We start from the raw sequence: 24,611 nt of genomic DNA, 5'->3' as shown, positions 1-24,611 counted from the left end.
ACTACAATATATTCTCATTATATCAGACACTAAAGGATAAATGCTTGAAACTTTGCAGATTTTCTTCTCCAAAAAACGACAATTTTTTAACTCTTATTCCCAGAGGTGAAGAGATGAGTATTTCAAATGAGGATATCGTGTTAAGATTATTTGTCGGTTTACTGGTAGGACTCGTCCTGGGCTTTGAACGCACGAAAAGGCACAAAGCGGCCGGGATTCGAACCCATGCTTTGGTGAGCATTTCTTCTACTTCTATCGCTATTGTGTCGGCATACGGATTTGTAGAATTCCAAGGAATATTCAATATGGATCCGGCCAGGCTGATCGTAGGCATCATTACCGGCATTGGCTTTCTTGGCGCCGGGATCATTTGGAAGGATCCTTCCGGAGATGTCAGTGGTTTAACTACCGCCGCCAACATTTGGGCTGCTGCCGGATTGGGAATTGCCGTAGGATTAGGCCATTTCTTCCTGGTCTTTGTTACCATCGCCTTTATGCTGGTTGCGTTGCAAATTTCCAACCTCCTGGTTTACTTGGGCCTCATTGAAAAAGATAAAAAGGACCATATTCCGCCTCATCAGGCGGACGATTGATTAAATCATGGCAGGAAACCCAGAAAAAACATAAACAATTGATAAAAAACCCCTTGCAAAATTCCTGATTCAATTGTACAATAAATTTTGCCCGGATTGCTCGGGCAAGCAGTTCTCCGAAAAGAGATAATCCAGTAAAGCTGGAGATATCAGAGGAGAAAATCTCAATAACCATGCCGAAGTGGTGGAATTGGCAGACGCGCTGGACTCAAAATCCAGTGGTAGCGATACCGTGTCGGTTCGACCCCGACCTTCGGCACCAAAGGGCTCTCAAATTACTTGGGAGTCCTTTTATTTTTGTAAATACCGCACAAAAACCGTATAGAAAATATGCTTTGTCTCCATATCCCTCTGTTATTGGAACCCCACAAGCTTTCGTTCATATAAGTTTTTGAACTCTGTGCCATCTACATAGGCTCCATCTTGAACTTCCACGGCTGTTATGATCCGCTCTTCCGGTATCATGGCAAATTCAACCTTGTATCCGAAAAAACTATCTGTTTTAGTTTTATATCCGACTCTGGCATCTTCGTCTACTAGTGACCGCACACCTTTTTGTTGAATAAATTTGGGGTCAATTAGAATTTGCTTCGCTTTTTCTATCGTCTGTTCTATGATAATATTTGTATTATTTGTCATATTTTATTGTATGTTTTCAGTGTTTTCGAACCGTCCCCTCGCTTCTTTGGGTTTTGGCTTGACATTTAATTTGTCGATAGTTATACTCCATATATAACAAATATAACTTATAGCACTTGGAGGAATGAAAGATGCTATTGACCATAGACCTGGCATCAGACCAACCGATCTATCTGCAGATACGGAACGGTGTTGTCGAGGGGATTGCAAACGGGAAGCTCAAAGATGGCGATATGCTTCCTCCCGTGCGGATGCTCGCATCGGAGCTTGGCGTGAATCTCCACACCGTCAACAAGGCATATAAAATGCTGAAGCTCGGCGGATTCGTCAAAATGGTGCGCAATCGCGGTACCGTCATATCTTTGGGTGGTTCGGGCCGGGATTCAAAGGACTTTATGGAAGCGGCCACGGAAACACTCAGAAATATTGTTTCCGAGGCCATTACCAGATCCATCGGGCGGGAGCAGTTAATCGGAATCATCAACCGTCTTTATCATGAAACGGGAGGGGATCGTTTATGAAAGAGCTTTTCATCCGTTACGGAGTCATCTATGTTTTACTCGCAGCTTTTTTAGCAGCCCGTCCCTGGCTTTCCAGAAAGAATGTCCTTTTTGGCGTGGTTTTCGGCGATACTGAGATCTGGAAGCAGGAAACCGCCCGCAAGGTTATTCGGCGTTTTGTATCGGCCTGCTCGGCACTCGCGGTCTTTTTGGCCGGCGCGTTTTGGCTGGTTTACAATGACACGCCGCTGAATGAAATCAATTTAACGCACCTTTATTCAGCAACTGTTCTTGCGCTGATTCTCCTGGGTATGGTTCCTTATATCCTGGCAAACTCCAGCATGAAAAAGCTGAAAGCAATGCTGCAAAATGAAAATCTGGTGAAAAATAAAATCACGGTAGAAATAGGAGGAACGAATCGCAAAAACAATGAGCCGGTATCAATCGGATGGTTTTTGTTGCTGCTGGTGCCTATTGCGGTTACCGTCATATTAGCTGCTCTCTATTATCCGGGGATGCCCGAAAAAATTGCCACTCATTTTAACCGGAGCGGTGTTGAGGACGCATGGGGCGTAAAGTCTCTCAGCCTTATCATGGGGCCTATCTTCAATCAGATTGTTTGTGCCGCCCTCATGTTTTTCATCGGTATTTTAGCGCGGAGCGCGCCTGCTTCTGTCAAAGGCAATCCAGGGGCCGCGCCTGGATACGCAGCCTTCAGAAGATTTGTTTCATTCATTATTATTGCCGTCACTTTGGTGATTGAAACAAAATTCCTGCTGACTGAGCTTGTTTACCTGGGGGTCGTCCGCAATATGCAGGCGGGGACATCCGTAATCACGGTGCTCATTGCCCTTCTTGTAATTGTTTTATTTGCCGTGTTTTTCCGGATGGCAAGGTACCAAAAGCCCTCGGGGGCCGTGCTCGACGACGATGACAAATGGGTTCTCGGCCGGATTTATTTTAATCCGGCCGACCCTTCGCTGTTTGTTGAAAAAAGAAGCGGTATCGGCCGGACTGTCAATTTTGGCCGGCCAGCGGCCTGGATCATTCTTGCCGCGCTTATCTTGTTCATCGTTTTTAAGACTTTGTGGAATAAATAAGCCGGTGTTATTTTAAAGGAACAAGTTTTAACCATAAAATATGAAAGGAAAAGAGGTAATATTATGGTAAGCGGTGCTTCCATCGCCGCAATGGTCTTTTCATTGCTCATCTCTGTCGGACTGCCTGTGGCGTTTCTGACCTATTTCCGCCTTCGCTATAAAATCAGCTTTAAGGCGGTCGGTGTCGGCATCCTGGTTTTTATTATATTCACGCAAATACTGGAAAAGCTGATGCACCTGTACTTTTTGAAATACAACGTATCGACCGTCCAGTTTTTAAAGAATCCGTTAGCTTATGCGGTTTATGGCTGTCTTGCCGCAGGTATATTTGAGGAATGCGGCCGGTTTGTCGCTTTTAAGTTCCTTCTCAAAAAGGTCCGGGAATGGAAGGGCGGGATCGCTTATGGCATTGGCCACGGCGGCGTCGAGGCCATTTTTACCGGAATGTTTGCCGGTATTAACCAGCTCGTTAATTCCATCCTGATCAACCGTGGACTGCTTGACAAGCTGGCGGCAAAGCTTCCTGGAGTGGACATATCGAGGCTTAAAGAGGCAATGATCAGCGCTCCGTCGTACACCTTTGCAGTTGTTGGATATGAAAGAGCGATGGCTTTCCTACTGCAAATTGCGCTGTCCCTGCTTGTGCTGTACGGGGTGAAAAATGGAAAAAGCCATTTACTTCTGCTTGCCATACTGCTCCATGCAGCCGTTGATTTCCCTGCGGCACTTTATCAAAAAGGCGCTTTAAGTCTTTTGGCCGTGGAGGGCATTCTCCTGGCGGCTGGTATCATCAGCGCAGTCTTTATTACTCGTTCCAGAAAGGTGTTTGATCGAGAATGAAACCAAATATAAAAAAAATAATCATAAATCTTCTGATACTCGTTGTACCGTTTATTATTCTCATTGCCATCTATCCGCTGTTGCCGGATCAAATCTATACAGGACGGCATTTGTTCAGAAGCTCCTACATGGGTAAGCAGTATGTCTTTCTGTTAGGCTTCATCCCATATCTGATCTATTGGAAAAGGAATCGGCAGGGCCGTTGATTGAAGCGTCATTTCAGGCAGTACAGAACAAGTTACAACTTATACGCCAGAAAAAAGCAATGGCTGCAGCGAGCAAATAGGTTCGCTGTAGCCTAATTGCATATCATACATTTACTGTTGTTTTTGTCGTCGATAACAAATAGGTTGGCTATTCTCTAAGTAGTCAAATTCATTCTTAAAATGAGGGTTTTAGGGGGTGCCCCCCTAACAAGCGAATTTTGGGAGACAAAATTCAGTGCTTGCTGCAACACAAGACAGCAGTCTTGTGTTGGGTGTTGGTTACGATCGTTATCAAATTACTGGCCGAAAAAGGAAGAGCAGGAAGTCAACGTTCCTGCCCGTGATACTTATACAGTAATTTCAGGAAAAATAAAAAACGCTGATTTCTCAACACCTTAGTCAAGTACCCTTTATGCTTACAGCTTACACTTCTAACCTATAAGAGTTCCCATGAGCAGGGTATATTATTCTCGCACCTTTTAGCTTTAAATCACACCAACTTTGCTTGCTTTTATAGTCGTCTTCCATTATTAAATTTGGGGAATGTAAGTCGCCGATAAAAGCAGAACCGTCTTTAAATACCACCGAAATACTATCATCAGAATGGCCAATCGTTTTTATTACCTGTGCGGGAATGTTATTTTCTTTAAAAAACGACTTTGATTCATCAGTGTTTAGAACAACATTTGAATTCATATCTAATGGCAAATAAAATCGATCACTTCTGATCATTTTTTCCATAACCTGAATATAAGGTATTTGATGATCAAACAAAATAAAGCAAGTACCGAATTTCTTTATATTTTCTACTAAGCCTGCATGATCGGGGTGGAAGTGTGTTACGATTAAATACTTTATTCTCTCTGGCCTAATGTTATAACTTTTTAAAGATTCCACATATTCATGGATGTAACCTGGCCAACCTGCATCTATTGCAATATAAAAATCATTTATTTGTACCAAATAGCAGTTTGCATGCTTAATAGGAATGCAATAGGTCTCCATAGGTTATACCTCTAAATATACTTATAATCAAACCGATAAATTGGAATTTGACTGCTCCGTATTATGCTTATACTGCTACTACTCGTCAATGACTCGTTAAACGTTTTTCAAAATCTGCCTTAAACAATAGAATAGCATCAATATTTACAGCAAAATCGTGGTCACTGATATTAAAATTGGTTATAAACTCGCCAGATCTCTCACGAACCATAATTGTCGAACGGCTATTGTCGCCAATATCATCCTGAGTTACAGCACTTCCATAGAAATACCAGTTAGTTTCGGTAGGGGCATGGGCAACGTTCTTGGATAAGTCGTTTTTTATTATTTCGCATAGACTATTCATTAAACTTTCATTAAGCCCAATGACTTTTCCGTACTCACCGTCAACATAGATATCGGCATCTCCATACCAAATATTCCTGCTCGCTTGCTTTCCGTCATTTGAAGCGTATGTTTCATCAAGCAGAATCTTCATTTTCCTTATCCTCCGTATAATATGAATAATTTGCAGTTCAAAACTTGCGTACAAATTCATGTTTATGTACTTTCCCCATACTTATGGCGACAGAGCGAATGGAATGTGGCAAGCGGAGTTGAACGGGGTGTTTACTGCTACTTACCGCCCTCCGATATGACGCCGGATTGTACATCATACACAACCATTTGAGTCTCCTGCCCTTTCGGTTTGTAGTCCAGCGTCAACTTGCGGTCGCTTACCCATTCGCGCACCTCCAGCCTGGAGTCTGCTTTTCCGTCGGGCGCAACCAGATTTATCGCCGTCATGCCGGTGGTGTCCAGAAGCATGGTTTGCAGACCGCGATTTTGCGCCCGGCCGGTTTCATGGCTGAACGCAAAATATCGCCCGTCTTCAGACCATGCATCTCTTCCGGCCACACAAAGCCCGTCGGTTTGCCACAGAACCTCGCCTGTCTTATAATCGAACAGTTCTACCCTGTCCAGCTGGGACATCCCCCATCCCGAAATATCGGTGATGGAAGGGCCAAAAACCACAAGACGCCAGTCCTCATTTTGGGGGTACTGCATCATTCGGATGTTTGAGCGGGCGACCTTTACTCCGTTCACCTGCCACTGACCGTCCGCCTTGGTCACTCCGATTTGCAGCTCGTAATAATTGCCGCAGGGCACGACGGCGATGTATTGCCCGCTGGGCGGCGTGATATCGCTGAGTGTGTAGGGACAGGCGTCTATGATATAAAAATCATCCACTGTTTGCACGGAGGGAATTGTAAAATTAACATTTTGCGGCAAACGGGTATCAAACTCGGCGCCGACCGGGATCGTTCCTTCCCGGTAAAGGGTCGTCATAGCCTTTACCGCTCCCAAAAGCTCCATCTGGTCAAGCTCCTCCGGGTAAGGACGAACGACCTTGCAAAGGTCAAGCATAAACTCATACTCAGTATAAGACAGCCTGCAGACGACCCCGTCGGGGCGCTGGGCATAAGCTTTGCCGTCGATCTCACCGACGATATATCCGGCGACAGGGGGAACCCCCTGAAACAGCAGGGTTCGGTAAAGCGACGACACGGCGTTTTGCTCCATATCGGGCGCGACGTCGGCCTGCGTCAGTCCCTCCACTAGGCGCAAAAAGCTTTGAAGGTCGGTCGCCGCGCACTTGGTCGGCTCGGCTGTGGTTGTTATGTCTCCCTTGGTTGGGTAAATATACAAAACGTCTTTCTCAGTAAGGCCGCGCGCGCGCAAATCATCCACGCTGTACATGCGTGCGTCCTGCTGCGAATTCCAGGCCGCCATCAGCGTGGCCAACAAAAAAATTACAACGCAAACCAGCGCCGTCCGGCTATACCTATACTTGCTAAAAGTCGACCGTAGCATTTTCATTTTGCTTCCTACTTTCTTTATAAAGAGGCTAGGTTTTCGCGTTCATCTCGTGCCCCTATAAATTCCTGTTTAACTATGCATTATATGGATACTTGATAGTTAACCCGTCGATGATTTTAAAATCTTTTTATTTTACGCCGTTCGGGTTAACCAAATCACATTTTTCTTTTTCCACATTAATCACGCTCCTCTATCGTAACGTGAACGCTGTCGCCCGATTGCTTTCCGATTTTCGTACGAATGTCCTTACGCAAGCCTATGATGTAGCAAACCGAGCCATCAGTGTTCTTCACACCCATATTGACGATACTGCCATTATACGGCACGCCATCAAAAGTCGCATGAACCTTGACACGCCCCTTACCGAACTCCGCTTTCACGTCATATGGAAATTTGACATAGGCACCATCTATGTCGGGGACTTTGTAAATTATTGCGTCATATTTGTAGGTTTTGGAGTTCATTTTCGTTTTTCTCCCACTTGCTTTATTCTCCATCGCGTGATGTCGGCGATCAGCTGATAGTCAACTGGCTTGTTCGCGGAAACTGTATCGTCCCTTTGGACGTTTTGTATGCAGTTAGCCTTTCTGCAAAAACTGCAACAGCCTCGCCGCCTGGGAAAATACTGATGTGCTTCTTGAATGCGGCGAAGTGGATGAGATTTTCGCCTTGCCAAAAGGTCGGCATCTGCCACGATATTTTCTCCGCAGCCTTCGGCGCGGCGGAGCGGATTGTTTTACGCACTTGTTGCAGGAGTGGCTGAACGGCCTCGGACTGCGCGGCGATATATTCGTCGATTGTGGTTATTTGACCACAATAGTGGTCTTGATTTGTATTCTTGAACATGCGTTCACACTTCGGACATTGCCACATGGTTTTCACCGCCTTCGAATTGACTTTCTTTTAAAGCCTTGTCATATCTGCCGAATCGGATAGAAATGAGTACCGAATTCTGGATAAATTAAAGAGACTAAAGAGAGACCTGAGCAGATAACCTACCCCTTTTGTACGCGCATATTATAAACAATGCGAAACTCAAAAACAGTTTCCTATAATACTCATACCCTCTTTTTTTCGCTCAGCAATTTTTCCTTATTGGGCCGATTGTCATCCATCAAAAAACTTGCCCATTGGCAGATAAACATAAACGGTCCGACGTTAAAATTCCTGTTTATCTGATATTTCTCATTATATAAAGGTTAAATGAAAAAGTAAAATCCGGTAGAAGAAAAGGCCAGTGATGCAAAAGAAAAAGCCGGAAGCATTGGGAAATGGGCAAAGATTCATTGTGCAACCGGGCAAAAGCATGGTAAGGATTTATTGGATGCTCTGGATGAATCTATATCCAGGTTTCGACAATTCCCTTAATCCTGTAAGGTGTATCAGCCCATTAAGGTATTGACGGATGAATACAGGCTGCTGCCAGTCAAAAATTATGCGGTCTTTTATGCAGTGAAAGCACAGGTGGTGGAAATTCATCGGATTATTTATTCCAGGATATGGACTTGATTAATATAATAAAGTAATGCCCATAAAGGAAAGAGGCTGCTGTGGAACTGTGGCATGAAAATGCTCCCTTCAAAGTTTTCAGATGTTTTTTTATTTCATCTGTCTACTTTGAAGGGAGCATATCAACGTTTGCGACACGCCCTTTCAGGAATAGAGCGGGTATTATTTTTTATCCAAATAATAGTGTCTCTGTACTTTTTCCTTTATCGGTGCATGTGGCCGATATTTCCTTTGGGAAACACCTGACTACTTACTAGGATTTTGGGTTATCGGGTCGACTCTTTATCAAAAAGGCACATTGTTTACTCATAAATCCCAGTTACTAAATACTAAATTGATCTTCTTACTTTATTTCTAAATAATTGAATATATTTTAAGCAATCATTGTCTCTTCCTTTAATTAGTTCGGAAACCACTATTGCTCTTTTCGTTTCTTCTTTGGTTGGGTCAATAATAGCACAAGTCAAGCCATTCTCAATCGCTGCAACTAAAAATATAGCATTAATAACATCCCTATCCGGCAGGCCATATGATACATTGCTGACCCCTAAACTCATATTGCACCCTAACTCTTTTTGTACCAGCTTCATTGTTTCTAATGTTAATTTAGCTGCTTCATGGTCTGCACTTAAGGTCATGGTTAAGCAGTCAATGATGATGTCTTCTCGTTTTATCCCTATTTTTTCTGCTTGTTCCACAATTCTAGCAGCTATAGCAAAACGTTTTTCGGGTTCCTTGGGAATCCCTGTATCATCTAAAGGGAGTGCGATAACTGCCGCATCATACTCTTTTACCAAAGGAAGAATCTTTTTTAATTTTTCTTCTTCTCCGGAAACCGAGTTTACTAATGCTCTTCCTTCATATAACTTAAGAGCAGCATCCAATACCTCACTCTTGGATGAATCAAAACATAATGGAACATCTGTGATCTGAGTAATGATTTTAATAGCTTCAATCATAGTCTTTACTTCATCTATACCGGAAACCCCTACATTCACATCCAGCACATGGGCACCTGCCTGCACTTGGCTTTCTGCGTCTCTGGCAACCCCTGCCAGGTTATTCTCTTCTAGTTCAGCAGTTAACTTTTTTCTTCCTGTAGGGTTAATCCTTTCACCGATAATAACAAACGGATTTTCCGGGCTGATCGTTACCGTTTTTGTTTTACTTTTTAAAATTGTTTCCATGATTCATTAATCCTCCTTTTTAAAACATTGCTAAATTTTGTGTTACATAGTTTTCTTAATCCACATCATCCCAGGTCCCAGGTGTCTTCTGCCCGGCCCATACATATTGCCCCTGACCAACACCAAAACAATAAACCCAAGCAAAACCCCAAAATACAGTATGCCACGCCATAAGCTGTGCTTGCCATAAGGAAGCGTCACCCGGAACGATCATTTTAAATAAAGGAATTAAGGCACAAGTAATCAGGAAACACCAAGCCAAAACAGAGAAAAAAGCTACAGTTGTTCCCCACGGTTGTTTGATTCGGCAAAAAGGCCAGCACTGAGTGCAAGCGAATACAGCAAAATTCAAACCGCATGCCAATGCAAAAAACAATCCAAATTCGGCCGAACCAGCTCCTAAATTCCATGTCCAAAACTGCGGGGCATTATGTTCAATATTGAAATGACCAAACCAGGAAGCTACTGAAACAAATACCCACATTAATCCCAAGAGTAAAGCCCATGAGAGCAAACTAAATGTCGGTTGCTTGACACGTCGAAAATAATAGGCCAATCCTCCTGTAACTATTATTGGTTGCAGCATAGCAAACCAAAAGGAGGGAAATATAACAATCGTACGCAAAAGCGCTATAGTACCACCCACAGCAATCAGCAAATTAAGAAACATTCTTCTTAATTCCGGAATATGTTTCATGTGGGCATCGCCACCAACAAAACTGGTTGCAGCAAGAATCAACCATGCGTTAGATATAATTGGAAAAGCCCACACCACAATATTGACTTTGAAAACACAGACCAGTGTGATCCAAAATAGAGCAGTTATAACTTTTGCTAATAAAATTAACAGAATCCCTTTAAGCCATCTACTTTCAATTTTTTGAAACGGCCAATTTCCAGCTAAAGCTAATATACTAACTACATATGCCCCAATTGTTGACATACCAATCGAAGCATATTGGGCAGACTCTGAATCCATAAATATACTCAGAAATGGGCCCCAAAACAACCAAGACAAAAAGGCAAATACCATAATCATGATGACCCAAGGAAGGCCCTTAATGAATGATTGAATATCCGGCACTTGAACACTATTTGTTGTATCCGCCATTTTAAATCCTCCTTCTAGTAGTTAAATCTCTAGAAATTAACCGCATGACCTAAAGACAAGACGGATTTTATTTACTATAGCTGAACTAAATATTTCGTTAAAATTGAAGTTATAAGGGGCAGCAATATAAAAAAAACTTTCCGTGCTGCCCCTTTCCCGTCATACCTGGAATTAACTAATCATTTTTCGTAAGTAAGCTCTCATACCAAATATCCCTTAATAAATTGGAAGACCCATTTGTCTTAGTTCAGTTTTAACTTTTTCGTAAATAGCAAGATATTCTTTTTTCGGCTGAACTGTTTCCAGATCATAGCACGCCCTAAAATCGCCGCCTAAAGTATGAGCAGTGTGGTCATCAATAAAGGGTTGATATTTTTTCATGATCTCTAAGACAAGCCCATTGGCCTGTTCACGCGTTAGTCTTGCCTTGGCAACCGCTTTTGCTACCTCACCGGAAAATCTAAGACCCAAACCACTGGCATGATCTAAACCGCCGCTTTGGCAGCCGGACCCACCGGAAACCCCACATCCAAGAACAATGGCGCTGATGGCCGAGGCCGCAGATTCCCAGAAAAATTCTTCGCTGCCGATACCGGCTGTCATCTGCCATCCTCCCCCGATCAAAGGAGCAGTATGGGTATTTTTCACCACAGCTGCGTTCTGGTAATTACTGCACCACATGGAATATTTGCTGGTATTGCTGAAATACATCGCATCAACTGACCAAGAGCCATCAATTGTGATATCGAACAACAATTTATTTAAAATAAACTCCGCTGTACCCGTTACTGCAGAGTGGGCGGGAGATCCGGATAAACCGCCAACATAACTGCACATTCCCCCTTGAATATTGATCCCATTGGCATGCCACATCAATGCTCTGGTTAAATGATTGTAATCCACTTTATGATGAGGCGTAATAAGGCAGCACCTATTATCCCCTGCTTGAATACCCCAGCCCGGGTTCGCGGCTACAGTTTGTGCCGGCAATGAAATGGTTCTAATTCCGCCATCCGGCATCCCGGGACGGCATGCCCGACGGCAAACATCTTTAACAATAGAAATACATTTCATCTCGGCCATCATTTCCCAGGGGGAATTAGGTGTCACAGGAACGCCGAATATTTTGGTTAAATTACCTTGGAAGGCAATATAGTCTACTAATGGTTCTTGAATATAACTCCAACACATTTTTTCATACAGATCTTCAGAAATAGGTCCCAATATACGGCCCGTTAAAAAAACAGGCTGCTTTAAGTCGTCGTAATCCTCAAAGCCGCGATGTTTACAAACAAGGGCATCATTGCCTCTGCCCATCACATATTGATCGGGTATATTATCGATTACGTCATGGATTTCTTTTTCAGAGAACTCAATTACCCTTTCCGTATCCAGACATAATACACCAACCTCAACTACCAACTCTATTGCAGCCTGCCATAAGCGATCAAGCATGTCGTCATCACAGGGAATCATGTGTTGGGGATCGTACTTAATACCATATTTTTCGGTGATGGCTTTTACCTTTGGCCAATATACTTTGGTATCAAAATCATCTCTAAAGCAAATAGGGCCTTCTTCCGCTCTTCTCCAGAAATCTAGGAATCTGCCTCTGCCACTTATCATCATAACAGCAAAACCTCCTTTAGAATTAATTTGCTACCAATTTCTTAGCAACTGCTACTGCCCCAACGGCATCTTTACTGTATCCATCAGCCCCTATGGAATCTGCCCAGTTTTGTGTACATGGACCGCCGCCTACCATAACCTTAAATTTATCTCGGACCCCTTTCGCTTTTAGAAACTCAATAACTTCTTTCTGGTGCGCTATCGTAGAAGACATTAAAGCAGACACGGCAATAATTTTTGCCCCGATAGCTTCCGCTTCGTTAATAAAGGTGGAGGCATCCAGATCTATCCCCAGGTCTTTTACATCAAAGCCACCTACCGTTAACATCGTGGTTACCATGTCTTTGCCCACTGTATGCAGATCTCCCTTTACGGAGCCAATAACAATCTTCGGCCGGTCAGCCTGAACCGTTCCTGACTTGAGAAGTTCCGGTTCAAACAATTTCATTGCTGCCTTAAAGGCCTTCGAGGCGAGAAGTACCTCTGGCAAAAAGACCTCCATCGTTTGGAATTTTTCACCTAACTCACCCATTGCATCGCCCATAGCACTGATCGTTTCAATAATGTCTGTTCCGGTTTGGATTACCTCTTGTGCAGCTTCCAGCGTAATATTTTCATCAAAAGTGAAGAGGGCATCTTTCATTTTCTGAATTACTTCCTCTTTTCCCATTTATAAAATCCTCCTCATTTATCATTTGTTTTTTTGATTGGGTAAATTTAGCAAACTATTCCTTGCGTACAACGGAAAAATCTCCGCGCAAGCCAATCACTTTAAAGTCCGGTTCTCTGTTTTCCAAGTAAGCATTCAATCCTTCTGCAGCTTCTCCTGTCATTTGATATTGCACCATACAGGCAGAACCATGTGCCATCGCTTTATCGTACTCTAATCCGATGCAGGTTTGTAAGCAGCGTTTGCCGAGCAGAATCGCAGTAGGACTTTTGGATATTATTTTATTTGCTAATTCCCAGGCAGCTTCTTCCAGTTGTTCTCTGGGAACTACCTTATTAATCATACCTCTTCGTTCTGCCTCATATGGATCGATCAAATCTCCGGTCGCAATATATTCAAATGCTTTTTTAGGGCCAAGAGCCGGCAGAAGGACAGCAGGTCCAAAATAACATAATAACCCGAAGTTTACTGCAGTGGCACCAAAAGCAGAATTTTCCGAAGCTACCACCAAATCGCAGGCGTTTGCCAGAATTCCGCCACCTGCCGTAGCCCAACCGTCTACTACAGCCATCGTCGTTTTTTTGGTATTCCTTACTGCTTTCGCTGTTTCAGCTACATTTTGGAAAAATTCTGTTGCATCCCAACCTACATGACTGTGTATGGTTTCTACGTCGCCGCCCCTGCAAAAACTTTCTCCTTTTCCCTTAAGCATAATTAAAAACACATCTTCATCTTGATCAAATCTACTAAAAGCGGCTCTTATCTCTTTTAACATAGAAAGAACAAATCGATTTTCCGGTGGGTTATACATCGTGATCATGCCAACCCTATCCTTCTTTTCTAGAATTAGATTTTTATACTCGCTTTCCATTTTTTTACCCTCCACGATGTTTTCAAATTGTTGTTTTAATTTTGCCATTCTTAATTATTTAAATCTAAAATTTCACCCCCTATGTAATCATTTTTTTGTAAATAACACCGATTAGTCTGACTAATCATTTGATTAATAGTTACAATTTATAAGAAGCAATTATTATGCCAATCCCAAAATCCTAATTATATTGATAAAAGGAGCAAAATCATTCTTCTTGTTCATCAGCTTAATCCAACAGACACGAGCAGGCTGGAATCTTATATCTTCACTAGGAGATGAATTTACATCTTCCGAGGGAAGTCGCAATATTGCAACATTATTGATAGTCAAAATCTTTATGTAGCTAATATAATGCAAAAAACTGGTGTCGCAATATTGCAACTCCAGTTTTAAAACTGCACCAATTGGTTACCTAACCTAAATTGTATTTTTTTAATTTCCTAAATATTGTGGAGCGGTCGACTTTTAAAATCCTGGCCGCTTTAGCAGCTGAACCGTGCATTTGTAAAACTTTCTTGAGCAAGACCTTTTCATAATCCCCTACCAGTTCATCTAAGGACTTATTACTCTCATTAATGTTCATTTTATCGCAGTCAATGGAGTCCATGAGCATGTAATGGGGCAAGTCGCTAAGTAATTGTCAAATCCTAAGCACCTAAAGTAAACAAAACAAAAAAGCCCAACCCAAAGGTTGGACGTAGATTCTCAATTTTTAGTTTTGTAGCAGTTAGCCGGGAGCTCTTTCGACCAAGGAACAAATTTCTCAATCAGTTCTGGATGTTGGTTGAAATCGGTATTCGGCATTTGTTTCAATAAATAGACTAGATATTCATAAACTTTCAGGTCGTTAGCCAGCGCAGTCTGTACGATGCTGTATACTATGGAGCTGTCGTGCGCACCGCGGTCCGTTTTCATTGTGACCCAATTCTTCCGGCCAATTGTGAAGGGACGTATACTTCTCTCGACTAGGTTATTGGTCAGCTCCAGTCGGCCATCCAAAAGGACATTTTCAAAATACGGCCACTGGTTCAACGCATAATTTATGGCTTCATAAGCATGGGATTTGGGTACAGTAATGGGCTTGGTCTCTTTAAGCCACGACAAAAAGGCATCCATCACCGGTTTTAACAGGGTGAGACGCTTGTTATGACGCTCCTCGGGGGTAGCATCCTTGTATTTCTTTTCAATATGGAACAGGTAGTCGCAATACTCCTGTCCCTTGAAGCAAACGGTTTTCTTTTGCTCCTCCGGACTTAATGCTTTAATAGCATCAGTGAATTTGCGTTTAATATGGGCGAGACATCCAACCACCGTGATTCCCGGCTCCAAACGATGGTAAACCTCGTAGCCATCTGTATGCAAAAAACCAGAGTAATCCTTTAGGAACTCCTTGGCCGATTCCGTAGCCCGGCTTTCATGGAATTCATAGTAGATAATTGGCTCGTCATGGACCCCGCTGCAGTAAACCCAGATATAGCATTTTTTCTTGGAGTCTCTGCTGTCCTGCTGCACGACACGGGTCCAAGTTTCATCGGCGTGCAAGATGTCTTTGCTCAGAAGGACATTTCTCATATGGGTATAGATCTTTGAAAAGTATTCCTCCGAACATTGGAGTACCCAATTGCTCATATTCTGCCTAGAGATCCTGACGCTGTCCATCCGGTCAAACTCTCGCTCAATCCGGGCAAGTGGCATTGCATTGGTATATTTGCTATTGATGATGCCAGCGATCAACTCCGGGGTAGCAAAACTTCCGGGAATCGGCAAGTTGGGCATATTAGCACGAACGAAGGGTATTTTATCACCTTCACCTTGATTCTTTTCACACGTACGGCAGGTATAGACATGACGGCGGTGTTCCTCAACTTCGAAATGAGCTGGTACAAGTTTCAGTGTCTTAGTAATTTCAACTTTCATATCGTGTAAAGGACTGTCACACACTGGACAAACCTGCTGTTCTGCAGGAAGCTCATGTTCAATGACGGTGACCTTCAAATCTTTAAAGTCTTGTTCACGCTTACCCTTTTGTTTGGGTTTTCTGGGGGTCTTCGCCGTCGCTTCTTCAAAGGTCGGTTCTGGCACTCCTTTCTGAGCAGTGGCTTCGACTTCGTTGAATAAGCAGAGTTGATCCAAGCCATCAGGATAGGATACAGAATCACCGCTGGAACCATACTTCTTATGGTTATTCAAACGAATCATCTCAATGAGACGATTCATATTCTGAGTCAGTTCGGTAATGGCCTTATCTTGCTTTTCGCAGTGTGCAGCTAGTTCTGCTTGTGACATTTCCATGTAATTCAGTTGTGGTTTTTGAGGTAACTTTATCTCGTTATTCATGTCCTTATTATATAAGAATTTAACGAGAAATCACAGGATAATAGCGGTAAAAAGCCCTGAAACAGGGGAAATACAGCAATTATTTTAGGTGCTTTTCCGCAAAACCGGTTAAAGGATTATCCGCTGCTTAACAGGCTTATGTGCTGATGGCTGATCCATTGATAAACCATCTAAAAGCCATCTAAACTGCCGTTCAGAAACCTCAAGGACCTGTTTGTTTTCGTAAAACTTCCATCGGAAGATACCACGGCTCAATTTGCGATAGTATAACCACCAACCGTTATTAGACCAATGAAGGATCTTACATTTATCACAGGTCCGGTTACAGAACACGTAAAGGCAGTTTTCAAAAGGGTCCATTTGTAACTGCGTCTGGACCAATGTAGCAAGACCTTCGATGCTTTTTCGCATATCGCAGGGCTTGCAAGAAAGGAATATTCTAAGGCCAGCAGCATTTAAACCCATGTGGAACGAATAGCAGCAATAGCTTCGCGTAGAGTCTCTGCTTGAAAGCCTGAATACAGCTCGATAGAAATCACACCGATTTTAAGAATGACCGGAACTTCTTTTAAGGATGGTTGCTTCAGCTCAATAAAGGTTTCTTGTTTGAGGCCAGCTTTGTTTTCGCGATTGCACTTGGTAAGCCAGTACCGAAGTGTGCTGATGCTTAGGTTATGTTCCGTACACCATGCGGTAGCAGTTAGGCCAGAAGCACGAAAATCGTTTACCTGCTGGCGTCTGATCATGGACTGCTCTTCAAGAGTCAAGGATAATTCCTCCCCTAAATAGTTTTGAGGTTATTATCCCAATTCTTAAAGGAAGTTGCTATGTGCAAAGTTTTTGACAATTACGCAAAAAACTGGTGTCGCAATATTGCAACTCCAGTTTTAAAACTGCACCAATTGGTTACCTAACCTAAATTGTATTTTTTTAATTTCCTAAATATTGTGGAGCGGTCGACTTTTAAAATCCTGGCCGCTTTAGCAGCTGAACCGTGCATTTGTAAAACTTTCTTGAGCAAGACCTTTTCATAATCCCCTACCAGTTCATCTAAGGACTTATTACTCTCATTAATGTTCATTTTATCGCAGTCAATGGAGTCCATGAGCATGTAATGGGGCAAGTCGCTAATATCTAAAATTTCATTTTCATGTGAAACCACAAGGCCTTGGATAAAATTATCAATCTCCCGCACGTTACCTGGCCATTTATAACACGTTAATGCTTCTTCGAGTTGGTTCGTAAATGTCACATTCTTATGATATTTATCATTATATTTGTCAAGAAAAAATCTTACCATCGCCACAATATCCTCTTGTCTCTCCCTTAAGGGGGGAATATCAAGAACGGCTACGTGTAAACGATAGAATAAATCGCTACGAAAATTCCCCTTTCTAACTTCTTCAGCTAAATCACGATTCGTGGCGGCAATAAATCGGACATTCACTTTTCTTACTTTTGTTGAACCGACATGCATAAATTCCTGTTCTTGTATCACCCGCAATAATTTAACCTGCATTTGCAGGGGAATTTCTCCAATTTCATCTAAGAATATGGTTCCTTTATCGGCCATCTCCAATAGGCCAGCCTTACCTCTATTATTGGCCCCGGAAAAGGCTCCGGATTCGTAACCAAACAATTCTGATTCAATTAGACTTTCAGGAATAGCCGAACAATCTATTTTCAAAAAAGGTTCATGCTGGCGAAGACTGTACTCATGAATTTTTCGTGATAAAACATCCTTACCAACCCCGGTTTCACCTAAAAGCAGGACAGTGGCATCTGTCTTGGCAATCTTTTTTAATTTCTCCATTAATTGAACCATTTTCTCACTTTCGAAGATTGCCGCGTCTTTATTAAATTGCTTTTTATAGCGATTATTAACTTCACGGTATTTTTCGATCATATTTTGTTGATTCATAATCTGCTCTTTAAGTTCATTCATTAAGGTTAAATCCCTAACAAAAGTTATCACCAGAACAACCTTGCCGTCTTCATTAAATACCGGATAACCGTTACATAAAACCTTTCGATTTGCTTTAGTGGTCTGCAGGGAAGTTTTTTTCTTACCGGAAGCAATAATATCCGGGTATAAAATGACATCAAATTTTCCTTCGTTTCTTAACTCGATAACGGATCTACCCACTAGTTCTTCACGTTTTAATCCCGTAAGTTGTTCATACATACAATTGACAGCCAGGGTTTTTCCATTAACGTCTGTTACATAAATCCCGTCCGAGAATAATTCTAATATTTCCTGATGGAGTTTAGCCACACTTGTATTAACCCGTACTTCATTAATCAATTGACATCACCCCCTTATTTTATCGTTGCATATTTTTTATCCTCAGTGAGATTATTATTAAAACAGACTCTTTCTCCTCATTCGTAATCGCAAAAAGTATCATAACCCTCTCCTCCGGGCATAGATCAATTAATTTTAATTTCGTACTATATCATAAAAATCCTTTACATTTAACAAAAATTTATTCTTCTGGGACTTCTTTTTAGAAATCCAACACCAATAGATATTGCTTCATGCTGGTTGTATAACAATTATCTAGCGTAGGTAATGTTCAACCACAACCTATGCAATGGCTTCGGCTTCTTTATATATCAAACAACCTATATATCATATCATCACGTACATAAGAGAGTGTACCAAGCGTCATGTCGGAGGTATGGAGATAGCCATATTCCCCCGTAGCAAAACGGACGGCGTTATAGCTGTACTTAGCAAGCTGTTTAGAATCGACCACATCCTCTATCGGCACAAAATTGCTGCCAAACCGTTCACTCATACGCTCAAAAGTCGTTTCCCCCAGGGTATTGTCTGAAACAGTATAGACATACATATTTTTACTGCTCATGCGATGGAGTTGCACCGTATTTCCATCCATGCTGACCGTAACGTCGCAGTAATCGTCGCCCTGTATTGCGGTACAATTAAGCGGTTTTAAATCCAGGCTTCGAATGATTTGAAGCGAATTAAGGTCATATACAAACAGCCCGAAATAACCGTGGAAAATCACGATATCGTCTGATGCGTAATCCAATTCTGCCATACCAACAATATCGATTCTCTGCTCCTGTGACCATTCCGGTGATGTAGGTTCTAATTTAATCACTGTTGACGAGGGTTTGATAAATTCGTCAGCATCGTTACCATTGCTGAAACTGTTTTCATATATGTCAAAGAATTTAGAAATCTGAATCCCTTGATACCTGAGATCTTCGTATGGCTGTTGCCACCCATATTTTTTATACCAGGAATAATTATCATTATTAACGGGATCAAGGTTGAATTCTTCGCTGACAGCAGCAAAGCCTTCGGCATAATCTCTGAGCGCAGCTTCGAGAGCGGCATCAGGATTCACAAAAACCGGCAGCCCGTTTTCGTTGACACCAAGAGCATAAGCGGGATCTCCGCTTTCTAAAAACTCAGCGTTTATGTCTGCTATGATTTTCTCCGGATCTTCAATAATTCCATCTGCCGATGAAGGGTGACTCTTAATGAATTCGTCAACATTGTTGTCTCGAATGTCAATAACACCGGCACTGCTTAACCAAATGCTTTCAAGATTCACGCTGTCCAGCCGTTTGCCGTCGGTTTCGACAATCAGGCAATAGCCGCCTTCAACACTGTATTCTATAATGTGATAACCGAGCTGGGAACTGGTATCAACGCCTTTGAAATCCTGGAAGTCCTCAATCTTCAGGGCATCCCCTTTTTTCGCTAACTCCCGGACTTCGTTCAATGTTATTTCCGCTTCATGTTCACTTATAGTAAACTCTGCCCAGACATGGCGTATTGTTCGCTGCGACGGTTCATTGGCGTACCAAATGTCAGTAACGATGCGGTAATTCCCCCCATCAAGTTTACTTGCCAGCATATCGGGTGTAAGCGTGTATGTCTCGCTGTCCCCAACAGCAAGACTTATCGCCATGTCATCGAAAGCCACCCCTTCTTTAAAAGGCACGATCCGCCAGTCTTTGCCTACCTGTTTGACAAGAGTAAATGTCTTGCCGCACATTAGACCGCTTGCCAATTCTTTGTTTGTCAGCTTCGCTGTGACAGCTTTAAACGATGGTGAGAAGGTTTCAGCATCAGCATTGAATGTAACTCTGTCGTAAAAGTAACTTGGAAAATGATATATTTCCCAATTTGATGAGTTCGCAACATCAATTCGGTTCACCGCAAACCCTATGCTTAAAATTGCTGCGAGTGCGACTGCAACAATGACAATCACCCGTGAGGGCTTCTTGAAGTTCAACACGTTTTTAATCCGCTCTTTCATGCCGCCCTCGCCAAAAGCGAGCGGGCTGCCCCCGATGATGCGCCGTTCCGACGCTAAAGACAGAAGTGACATAGAATAGGCCTTCTTCGTTTCACCGCCTATTTCCTTAAGCACCCGCTCATCACAGGACATCTCCATATCCGCGCCCATCAAGAGAAATGCCGCCCACGCGAACGGATTGAACCAGTGCAGGCAGAGAATAAAGTAAGCGAAGAACTTCACCGCATGATCGTGTCGCCGGATATGCGTCCGCTCGTGCAGGATAATATAGTATTTTTCCTCCTCCGTGAGTCCCGCCGGAATGTAGATTTTCGGTCTTAATAATCCAAGGACAAACGGTGTTTTGAGGTTATCGGCTTTGTAGATGTTATCCTCAACGAGCGTCGCGCCTGTCAGCCCCCGTTTCAGCAGCACAATGGATACAACGCTGTAAATCAGCATAACTGCGACACCCGTAAGCCACAGGTACGCGCCGACTGTCAGCCAGATCTGCAACGGATTCACACTCGCGACGGGCGTTGCGGCGGGGAGAACTTGGCTTACAGCATGGTCTACAATGTTAATCCCGCTATCAACTCGCGGTATTGTCTGTGTGGCGATGTCCACAGGAATAGGCGCAGACTTGAACGGAATCAGGCTGAGCACGCTCTCAAACGAGAACGGGAACACGAGCCGGAAGCCAGCCACCGCCCACAGCGCGTAGGATATTGTTCTTGGCGCTTTTTTCAGCGGAAGCCGCACCAACATTATCGCGGCTATTACAAAACTCGCCGTCAGGCTCATATTCAAGACAGAAAGAAACAGCTTATCCATAGTCAGTCCTCCCTGTGTTCATCGATCAGGCGTTTGAGTTCTTCCGCCTGTTTGCGAGTCAGCTTCTTGCCACCAATGAAAGAGGTCATGAATTTCGGCAGCGATCCCCCAAAGGTGTCTTCAACAAAACGCCTGCTTTGCCTTGCGTAAAACTCATCCTTTTTGATCAGAGACGTAACGACTGCATTTTGATTCTGGAAGATACCTTTTTCGCATAGGTTTTTCAGTACCGTATAGGTTGTAGACTTTTTCCACTCCATTTCTTTTTCGCATATCTTAACCAATTCACCCGATCCAAGCGGCTCGTGCTGCCAAATGATTTCAGCAAATCTCGCTTCGCTCTGCGACAGTTTATATTCTTTCATGGCAATTCCTCCTGAGTCTATATTATATAGACCTCGCTCCTTTAGTCTATGATGTATAGACCTGTTTGTCAATATAAACATTGTTCAAGTTAGATGGGGGTACTTATGCGGCTTCTTTTGAGCAATAAAAAAGACGCTGATTTCTCAACATCTTAACCCAAGTTTCCTACAAACCTAATTCTCTTTTTATCAGCGCTGATGCGATATAGAGCGCCTTAATCCTGCGTATGAGCAGCGTGTGCTGAGAAGTACCTTGTTTCAATTTTGGCTGTACTTTCTCACACTTGCTAATCGTTGAATCTATAGCCCGGAGAGCTTCTTCTAAATCTTCTTTCGTGTACTTATCCATAAACTCACCTTCCTGTACTGATAGCCTTTCTTTGGTAGTTTACAACAGCGAGTGACAGGATATCATGATTTCCATGTACGGAAGCGAGGAAGCTTACAATGACGCTTACCGAACCTTGTAAGATCTTTATTTAAGTCGTTGATTGATTTGAAAGAAATCCTTCCACGGATCACTGCCGCCAATCCTCATTAGCGCATCTGCCATATCGACACCATCGGGAGCCACCGTGTCAAGTTCTTCCCATGTGATAGGCATAGAGACCCGCGCCCCTTTTCTTGCTCTTATGGAATAGGGGGCAATACTTGTGGCTCCTCTGCCGTTTCGAATCCAATCGATGAATATCTTATTTGTCCGCTTATTCTTTCTGACATTACTTGTGTAGCGGTCAGGCCACTTCTGTTCCATAGCTTCGGCAATCCGCCTGGCAAAATCGTAAAACGTATTCCACTCCACGTATGGTTTGAAAGGTACGACCACATGGTACCCTTTGCCTCCGCTCGTCTTGAGAAACGAGTTTAGCGAAAGCTGGTCAAGAAGACTTTTTATATTTTTCACACCCTGGCGCACCTTTTCCAGGTCCATTCCCGCATCCGGATCCAGGTCAAATACCATTATATCCGGCTTTTCCATATCGTCTACACGGCTTCCCCAGGTATGAAATTCCACTGTACCCATCTGTGCTTCAAATATGAGTCCGGCTGCATTCTGGATATAGAAGTAGTCTTCCTTTTCTCCGCTACTGTTCAGGATCGGCATTGTGACGATTCCTTTGTTATCCGGACCGGGATGCTTTTTATAGAAGCAAGACTGGGATATTCCCTTGGGACAGCGTACAATGCTGAGAATTCTGTAACCCACATACGGCATCATGCGTTCCGACACCTTTGCATAATATTGGACCACATCTGCTTTTGTGATTTCAGGATCATCAAATATTACCTTGTCTGGGCTGGTGATCTTTATTCCATTGATGATGATACTATCAACCTTTGCTTTCATTGGTCTCTCCAAATCTTTGGCGTGTGATTGCTTTTCTTTCGGTTTTTCGTCTGACTGTGTTTTATTATCCACATTTTCCTTTTTTATATCCCTGGCCTCCTTATCCGTCCGCAGACCCTTGAAGCTTGCTTGTCTTAACAGATTATCGACCGTCCATTCGACAAACTTGATTTCCCCAACCAGTTCAGGTTCAAGCCAGGTAATTTTTTCATTCTTCCTGGGCTCCGGCGCCTGTTTGAAAGGAGTCGTTTTCCTCTTTATACTTTCAAATCTTTCCTCGAGCTCTTTCATGCTACGAACTGTCAGGCCCGTTCCGGCACGACCGACATAGATCAATTCCTTTCCTTCATAGACGCCAAGGAGAAGCGAGCTTACCCCACTCGTTTTCTTATCTGATAGGGAATATCCTCCAATGACGAATTCCTGCCTTGTAGCGCATTTTAGCTTGATCCAATCGCCATTTCTCGTGCCGCTGTATACGGAATTAGCTTTTTTACCTACTATCCCTTCCAAATTTGCTTTACAAGCTGCAAGGAGACTTTCCTTTCCATTTCCTCTGATATGCTGGCTATAGTAGAGGTTTTTTGGTGAATCCTTCATAAGAGCTTCAAGCGTTTCTTTTCTGTCAATCAGGCGGTGTCCTCTTAAGTCTGCTCCATCCAAGGCCAGGAGATCAAAAACAATATAGGTAAGGTTTTTACCCTTAGGATTTCTTATATAGTTTTGCAGAGCCTGAAAATCTGTCTTGCCTTCCGTATCCGTGATCACCATTTCCCCGTCCAGGACCATCGCCCTTCCGGCAGCCCAATCGGTGAGGGAATATGCGATATCTTGGAACCGATTTGTATAGTCATTGCCATTCCTGGTTATGAGCCGAGCGTTGTTGCCTTCCAGATATGCCAAAATCCTGTAGCCGTCGTATTTTAGCTCATATAGCCAATCCTCGCCCTCAGGAACCCTACTTACAAGTTTGGCAAGTTGCACATCGGCCTTGCTAAAGGGATTCCTCGTGATTTTTTCATCTCCCCCTTCTTCAATTTCCGCCATGGTGCGTCCGGTTCTGATGCTGGTGGTAAACTGAGAAATCCCATCGGCAGTTTTGGTGTAATCATCTTTTTCTTTGAGCAAAAGCCAGTTATTCATAGCTTCACCCGCTTTTGCTTTCATTCGGATCAAAGCCCATTTTCCCTTAAGTCTTCTTCCTTTTAGAACAAACTTAAGGGACCCCTCACTGAGTCCTTCATCTACATCCGCCTGAGGTTCCCAATAGCCTTCATCCCAGAGCATCACTACGCCGCCGCCATATTCCCCCTTGGGAATAACCCCCTCAAAGTTCCTGTATTCCAGGGGATGATCCTCCACTTGTATGGCGAGCCTCTTGTCCCGGGTATTATAGGAAGGTCCCTTGGGCACCGCCCAACTTAAGAGAGCTCCATCCCATTCAAGGCGTAGGTCGAAGTGATCTCTGCGGGCAATATGGTGCTGGACAACAAACTTCAGACGTTCTTCGGGCTTTTCAGTTTTGCCTTCAGGTTCGACCGTTTTTTCAAAATTCCTTTTTCGGTTGTATTCTTCTAATTTTGTAATCATTCACATTTCTTACCTTTTTGATATACTGCGGTTTATCGTATCTTATCATGAACTCTCTAGGTATTATTCGCTGCTTCTGCCTGGGTTATCCATTTTTTTGATGAGGTGCAATCCCACGTCTCTATTTTATTTGTATT

General features: G+C 43.1%; 22 protein-coding genes, 1 tRNA gene and 2 pseudogenes. 5 read left to right on the top strand and 20 right to left on the bottom strand.

The window, feature by feature from the left end:
• Window positions 1-113: 113 nt before the first annotated feature.
• Both DCMF_RS02320 and DCMF_RS02315 read left to right on the top strand, forming a co-directional pair.
• Window positions 114-593 carry an MgtC/SapB family protein gene (locus DCMF_RS02320; protein WP_148132940.1) on the top strand — a complete coding sequence of 160 codons (480 nt, stop codon included), beginning with the start codon at window positions 114-116 and terminating at the stop codon, window positions 591-593.
• 175 nt (window positions 594-768) lie between these two features.
• Window positions 769-855: transfer RNA gene (locus tag DCMF_RS02315), tRNA-Leu, on the top strand.
• A gap of 63 nt (window positions 856-918) precedes the next feature.
• Here DCMF_RS02315 and DCMF_RS02310 read toward each other — a convergent pair.
• Window positions 919-1,205: pseudogene (locus DCMF_RS02310) on the bottom strand (IS5/IS1182 family transposase); the annotation flags it as partial.
• Window positions 1,206-1,363: 158 nt separating this feature from the next.
• Here DCMF_RS02310 and DCMF_RS02305 point away from each other — a divergent pair.
• The 3 genes from DCMF_RS02305 to DCMF_RS02295 all read left to right on the top strand — a co-directional run bounded on the left by DCMF_RS02305 (window position 1,364) and on the right by DCMF_RS02295 (window position 3,672).
• Complete coding sequence (locus DCMF_RS02305) at window positions 1,364-1,753, top strand: GntR family transcriptional regulator (protein ID WP_148132938.1); 390 nt, start codon at window positions 1,364-1,366, stop codon at window positions 1,751-1,753.
• On the top strand, window positions 1,750-2,832 hold the full coding sequence (locus DCMF_RS02300; RefSeq protein WP_148132937.1) for a DUF1648 domain-containing protein: 1,083 nt from the start codon (window positions 1,750-1,752) through the stop codon (window positions 2,830-2,832). The genes DCMF_RS02305 and DCMF_RS02300 overlap by 4 nt, the downstream gene beginning before the upstream one ends.
• Window positions 2,833-2,895: 63 nt before the next feature.
• Complete coding sequence (locus tag DCMF_RS02295; protein WP_148132936.1) at window positions 2,896-3,672, top strand: YhfC family intramembrane metalloprotease; 777 nt, start codon at window positions 2,896-2,898, stop codon at window positions 3,670-3,672.
• 629 nt (window positions 3,673-4,301) lie between these two features.
• Here DCMF_RS02295 and DCMF_RS02290 read toward each other — a convergent pair.
• The 19 genes and pseudogenes from DCMF_RS02290 to ligD all read right to left on the bottom strand — a co-directional run bounded on the left by DCMF_RS02290 (window position 4,302) and on the right by ligD (window position 24,474).
• Window positions 4,302-4,883 carry an MBL fold metallo-hydrolase gene (locus DCMF_RS02290; RefSeq protein WP_148132935.1) on the bottom strand — a complete coding sequence of 194 codons (582 nt, stop codon included), beginning with the start codon at window positions 4,881-4,883 and terminating at the stop codon, window positions 4,302-4,304.
• Between the two features lie 85 nt (window positions 4,884-4,968).
• On the bottom strand, window positions 4,969-5,361 hold the full coding sequence (locus DCMF_RS02285; protein ID WP_148132934.1) for a hypothetical protein: 393 nt from the start codon (window positions 5,359-5,361) through the stop codon (window positions 4,969-4,971).
• Window positions 5,362-5,498: 137 nt separating this feature from the next.
• Window positions 5,499-6,431, bottom strand: a complete 933-nt coding sequence (locus tag DCMF_RS02280) for a hypothetical protein (protein ID WP_148132933.1) — start codon at window positions 6,429-6,431, stop codon at window positions 5,499-5,501.
• A gap of 488 nt (window positions 6,432-6,919) precedes the next feature.
• Window positions 6,920-7,207, bottom strand: a complete 288-nt coding sequence (locus DCMF_RS02275; RefSeq protein ID WP_148132932.1) for a DUF1905 domain-containing protein — start codon at window positions 7,205-7,207, stop codon at window positions 6,920-6,922.
• A pseudogene (locus DCMF_RS02270) lies at window positions 7,204-7,616 on the bottom strand (iron chaperone). Before DCMF_RS02270 ends, DCMF_RS02275 begins: the two are co-directional and overlap by 4 nt.
• Before the next feature lie 965 nt (window positions 7,617-8,581).
• Window positions 8,582-9,439: a dihydropteroate synthase gene (locus tag DCMF_RS02260; RefSeq protein ID WP_148132931.1), complete on the bottom strand. Its 858-nt coding sequence runs from the start codon at window positions 9,437-9,439 to the stop codon at window positions 8,582-8,584.
• A 55-nt stretch (window positions 9,440-9,494) separates the two neighbouring features.
• On the bottom strand, window positions 9,495-10,550 hold the full coding sequence (locus DCMF_RS02255; RefSeq protein ID WP_148132930.1) for a hypothetical protein: 1,056 nt from the start codon (window positions 10,548-10,550) through the stop codon (window positions 9,495-9,497).
• 216 nt (window positions 10,551-10,766) lie between these two features.
• On the bottom strand, window positions 10,767-12,179 hold the full coding sequence (locus DCMF_RS02250) for a monomethylamine:corrinoid methyltransferase (RefSeq protein ID WP_148132929.1): 1,413 nt from the start codon (window positions 12,177-12,179) through the stop codon (window positions 10,767-10,769).
• Window positions 12,180-12,201: 22 nt separating this feature from the next.
• Entirely contained in the window at window positions 12,202-12,849 is a 648-nt protein-coding gene (locus DCMF_RS02245; RefSeq protein WP_148132928.1) for a cobalamin B12-binding domain-containing protein, read from the bottom strand.
• A 55-nt stretch (window positions 12,850-12,904) separates the two neighbouring features.
• On the bottom strand, window positions 12,905-13,720 hold the full coding sequence (locus DCMF_RS02240; RefSeq protein WP_214659040.1) for an enoyl-CoA hydratase/isomerase family protein: 816 nt from the start codon (window positions 13,718-13,720) through the stop codon (window positions 12,905-12,907).
• Window positions 13,721-14,135: 415 nt separating this feature from the next.
• The gene (locus DCMF_RS30000; RefSeq protein ID WP_257790942.1) at window positions 14,136-14,306 is read right to left on the bottom strand and encodes a helix-turn-helix domain-containing protein; all 171 of its coding nucleotides are present in this window, start codon (window positions 14,304-14,306) and stop codon (window positions 14,136-14,138) included.
• Window positions 14,307-14,428: 122 nt separating this feature from the next.
• Window positions 14,429-16,060: an IS66 family transposase gene (tnpC, locus tag DCMF_RS02230; protein WP_148132926.1), complete on the bottom strand. Its 1,632-nt coding sequence runs from the start codon at window positions 16,058-16,060 to the stop codon at window positions 14,429-14,431.
• A 108-nt stretch (window positions 16,061-16,168) separates the two neighbouring features.
• The gene (gene tnpB, locus DCMF_RS29995; RefSeq protein ID WP_148132925.1) at window positions 16,169-16,525 is read right to left on the bottom strand and encodes an IS66 family insertion sequence element accessory protein TnpB; all 357 of its coding nucleotides are present in this window, start codon (window positions 16,523-16,525) and stop codon (window positions 16,169-16,171) included.
• On the bottom strand, window positions 16,516-16,827 hold the full coding sequence (tnpA, locus tag DCMF_RS02220) for an IS66 family insertion sequence element accessory protein TnpA (protein WP_148132924.1): 312 nt from the start codon (window positions 16,825-16,827) through the stop codon (window positions 16,516-16,518). The genes tnpB and tnpA overlap by 10 nt, the downstream gene beginning before the upstream one ends.
• A 143-nt stretch (window positions 16,828-16,970) precedes the next feature.
• On the bottom strand, window positions 16,971-18,365 hold the full coding sequence (locus DCMF_RS02215) for a sigma-54 interaction domain-containing protein (protein WP_148132923.1): 1,395 nt from the start codon (window positions 18,363-18,365) through the stop codon (window positions 16,971-16,973).
• Window positions 18,366-18,669: 304 nt separating this feature from the next.
• The gene (locus DCMF_RS02210; RefSeq protein ID WP_148132922.1) at window positions 18,670-21,171 is read right to left on the bottom strand and encodes a M56 family metallopeptidase; all 2,502 of its coding nucleotides are present in this window, start codon (window positions 21,169-21,171) and stop codon (window positions 18,670-18,672) included.
• Between the two features lie 2 nt (window positions 21,172-21,173).
• A complete protein-coding gene (locus tag DCMF_RS02205; RefSeq protein WP_148132921.1) occupies window positions 21,174-21,536 on the bottom strand; it encodes a BlaI/MecI/CopY family transcriptional regulator in 363 nt (120 codons plus the stop codon).
• 166 nt (window positions 21,537-21,702) lie between these two features.
• Window positions 21,703-21,885, bottom strand: a complete 183-nt coding sequence (locus tag DCMF_RS02200; protein WP_148132920.1) for a hypothetical protein — start codon at window positions 21,883-21,885, stop codon at window positions 21,703-21,705.
• Window positions 21,886-22,011: 126 nt separating this feature from the next.
• Complete coding sequence (gene ligD, locus DCMF_RS02195) at window positions 22,012-24,474, bottom strand: DNA ligase D (RefSeq protein ID WP_148132919.1); 2,463 nt, start codon at window positions 24,472-24,474, stop codon at window positions 22,012-22,014.
• Window positions 24,475-24,611 lie beyond the last annotated feature (137 nt).

The sequence above is a fragment of the Candidatus Formimonas warabiya genome (assembly GCF_002777255.1).
Taxonomy (GTDB): domain Bacteria; phylum Bacillota; class Dehalobacteriia; order Dehalobacteriales; family Dehalobacteriaceae; genus Formimonas; species Formimonas warabiya.
The sequence above is the reverse complement of the archived record's forward strand: the minus strand, read 5'-3'. Positions and strand labels throughout refer to the sequence as shown.

Bases quoted from the DNA above. Each gene is read 5' to 3' on its own strand.
- tnpB (WP_148132925.1), bottom strand. From the start codon at position 16,525: ATGGGTTTAAATGCTGCTGGCCTTAGAATATTCCTTTCTTGCAAGCCC.
- DCMF_RS02305 (WP_148132938.1), top strand. From the start codon at position 1,364: ATGCTATTGACCATAGACCTGGCATCAGACCAACCGATCTATCTGCAG.
- DCMF_RS02245 (WP_148132928.1), bottom strand. From the start codon at position 12,849: ATGGGAAAAGAGGAAGTAATTCAGAAAATGAAAGATGCCCTCTTCACT.
- DCMF_RS02255 (WP_148132930.1), bottom strand. From the start codon at position 10,550: ATGGCGGATACAACAAATAGTGTTCAAGTGCCGGATATTCAATCATTC.
- tnpC (WP_148132926.1), bottom strand. From the start codon at position 16,060: ATGAATAACGAGATAAAGTTACCTCAAAAACCACAACTGAATTACATG.
- DCMF_RS30000 (WP_257790942.1), bottom strand. From the start codon at position 14,306: ATGAACATTAATGAGAGTAATAAGTCCTTAGATGAACTGGTAGGGGAT.
- DCMF_RS02320 (WP_148132940.1), top strand. From the start codon at position 114: ATGAGTATTTCAAATGAGGATATCGTGTTAAGATTATTTGTCGGTTTA.
- DCMF_RS02200 (WP_148132920.1), bottom strand. From the start codon at position 21,885: ATGGATAAGTACACGAAAGAAGATTTAGAAGAAGCTCTCCGGGCTATA.
- DCMF_RS02285 (WP_148132934.1), bottom strand. From the start codon at position 5,361: ATGAAGATTCTGCTTGATGAAACATACGCTTCAAATGACGGAAAGCAA.
- DCMF_RS02250 (WP_148132929.1), bottom strand. From the start codon at position 12,179: ATGATGATAAGTGGCAGAGGCAGATTCCTAGATTTCTGGAGAAGAGCG.
- ligD (WP_148132919.1), bottom strand. From the start codon at position 24,474: ATGATTACAAAATTAGAAGAATACAACCGAAAAAGGAATTTTGAAAAA.
- DCMF_RS02275 (WP_148132932.1), bottom strand. From the start codon at position 7,207: ATGAACTCCAAAACCTACAAATATGACGCAATAATTTACAAAGTCCCC.
- DCMF_RS02210 (WP_148132922.1), bottom strand. From the start codon at position 21,171: ATGGATAAGCTGTTTCTTTCTGTCTTGAATATGAGCCTGACGGCGAGT.
- DCMF_RS02240 (WP_214659040.1), bottom strand. From the start codon at position 13,720: ATGGAAAGCGAGTATAAAAATCTAATTCTAGAAAAGAAGGATAGGGTT.
- DCMF_RS02295 (WP_148132936.1), top strand. From the start codon at position 2,896: ATGGTAAGCGGTGCTTCCATCGCCGCAATGGTCTTTTCATTGCTCATC.
- DCMF_RS02205 (WP_148132921.1), bottom strand. From the start codon at position 21,536: ATGAAAGAATATAAACTGTCGCAGAGCGAAGCGAGATTTGCTGAAATC.
- DCMF_RS02290 (WP_148132935.1), bottom strand. From the start codon at position 4,883: ATGGAGACCTATTGCATTCCTATTAAGCATGCAAACTGCTATTTGGTA.
- DCMF_RS02300 (WP_148132937.1), top strand. From the start codon at position 1,750: ATGAAAGAGCTTTTCATCCGTTACGGAGTCATCTATGTTTTACTCGCA.
- DCMF_RS02260 (WP_148132931.1), bottom strand. From the start codon at position 9,439: ATGGAAACAATTTTAAAAAGTAAAACAAAAACGGTAACGATCAGCCCG.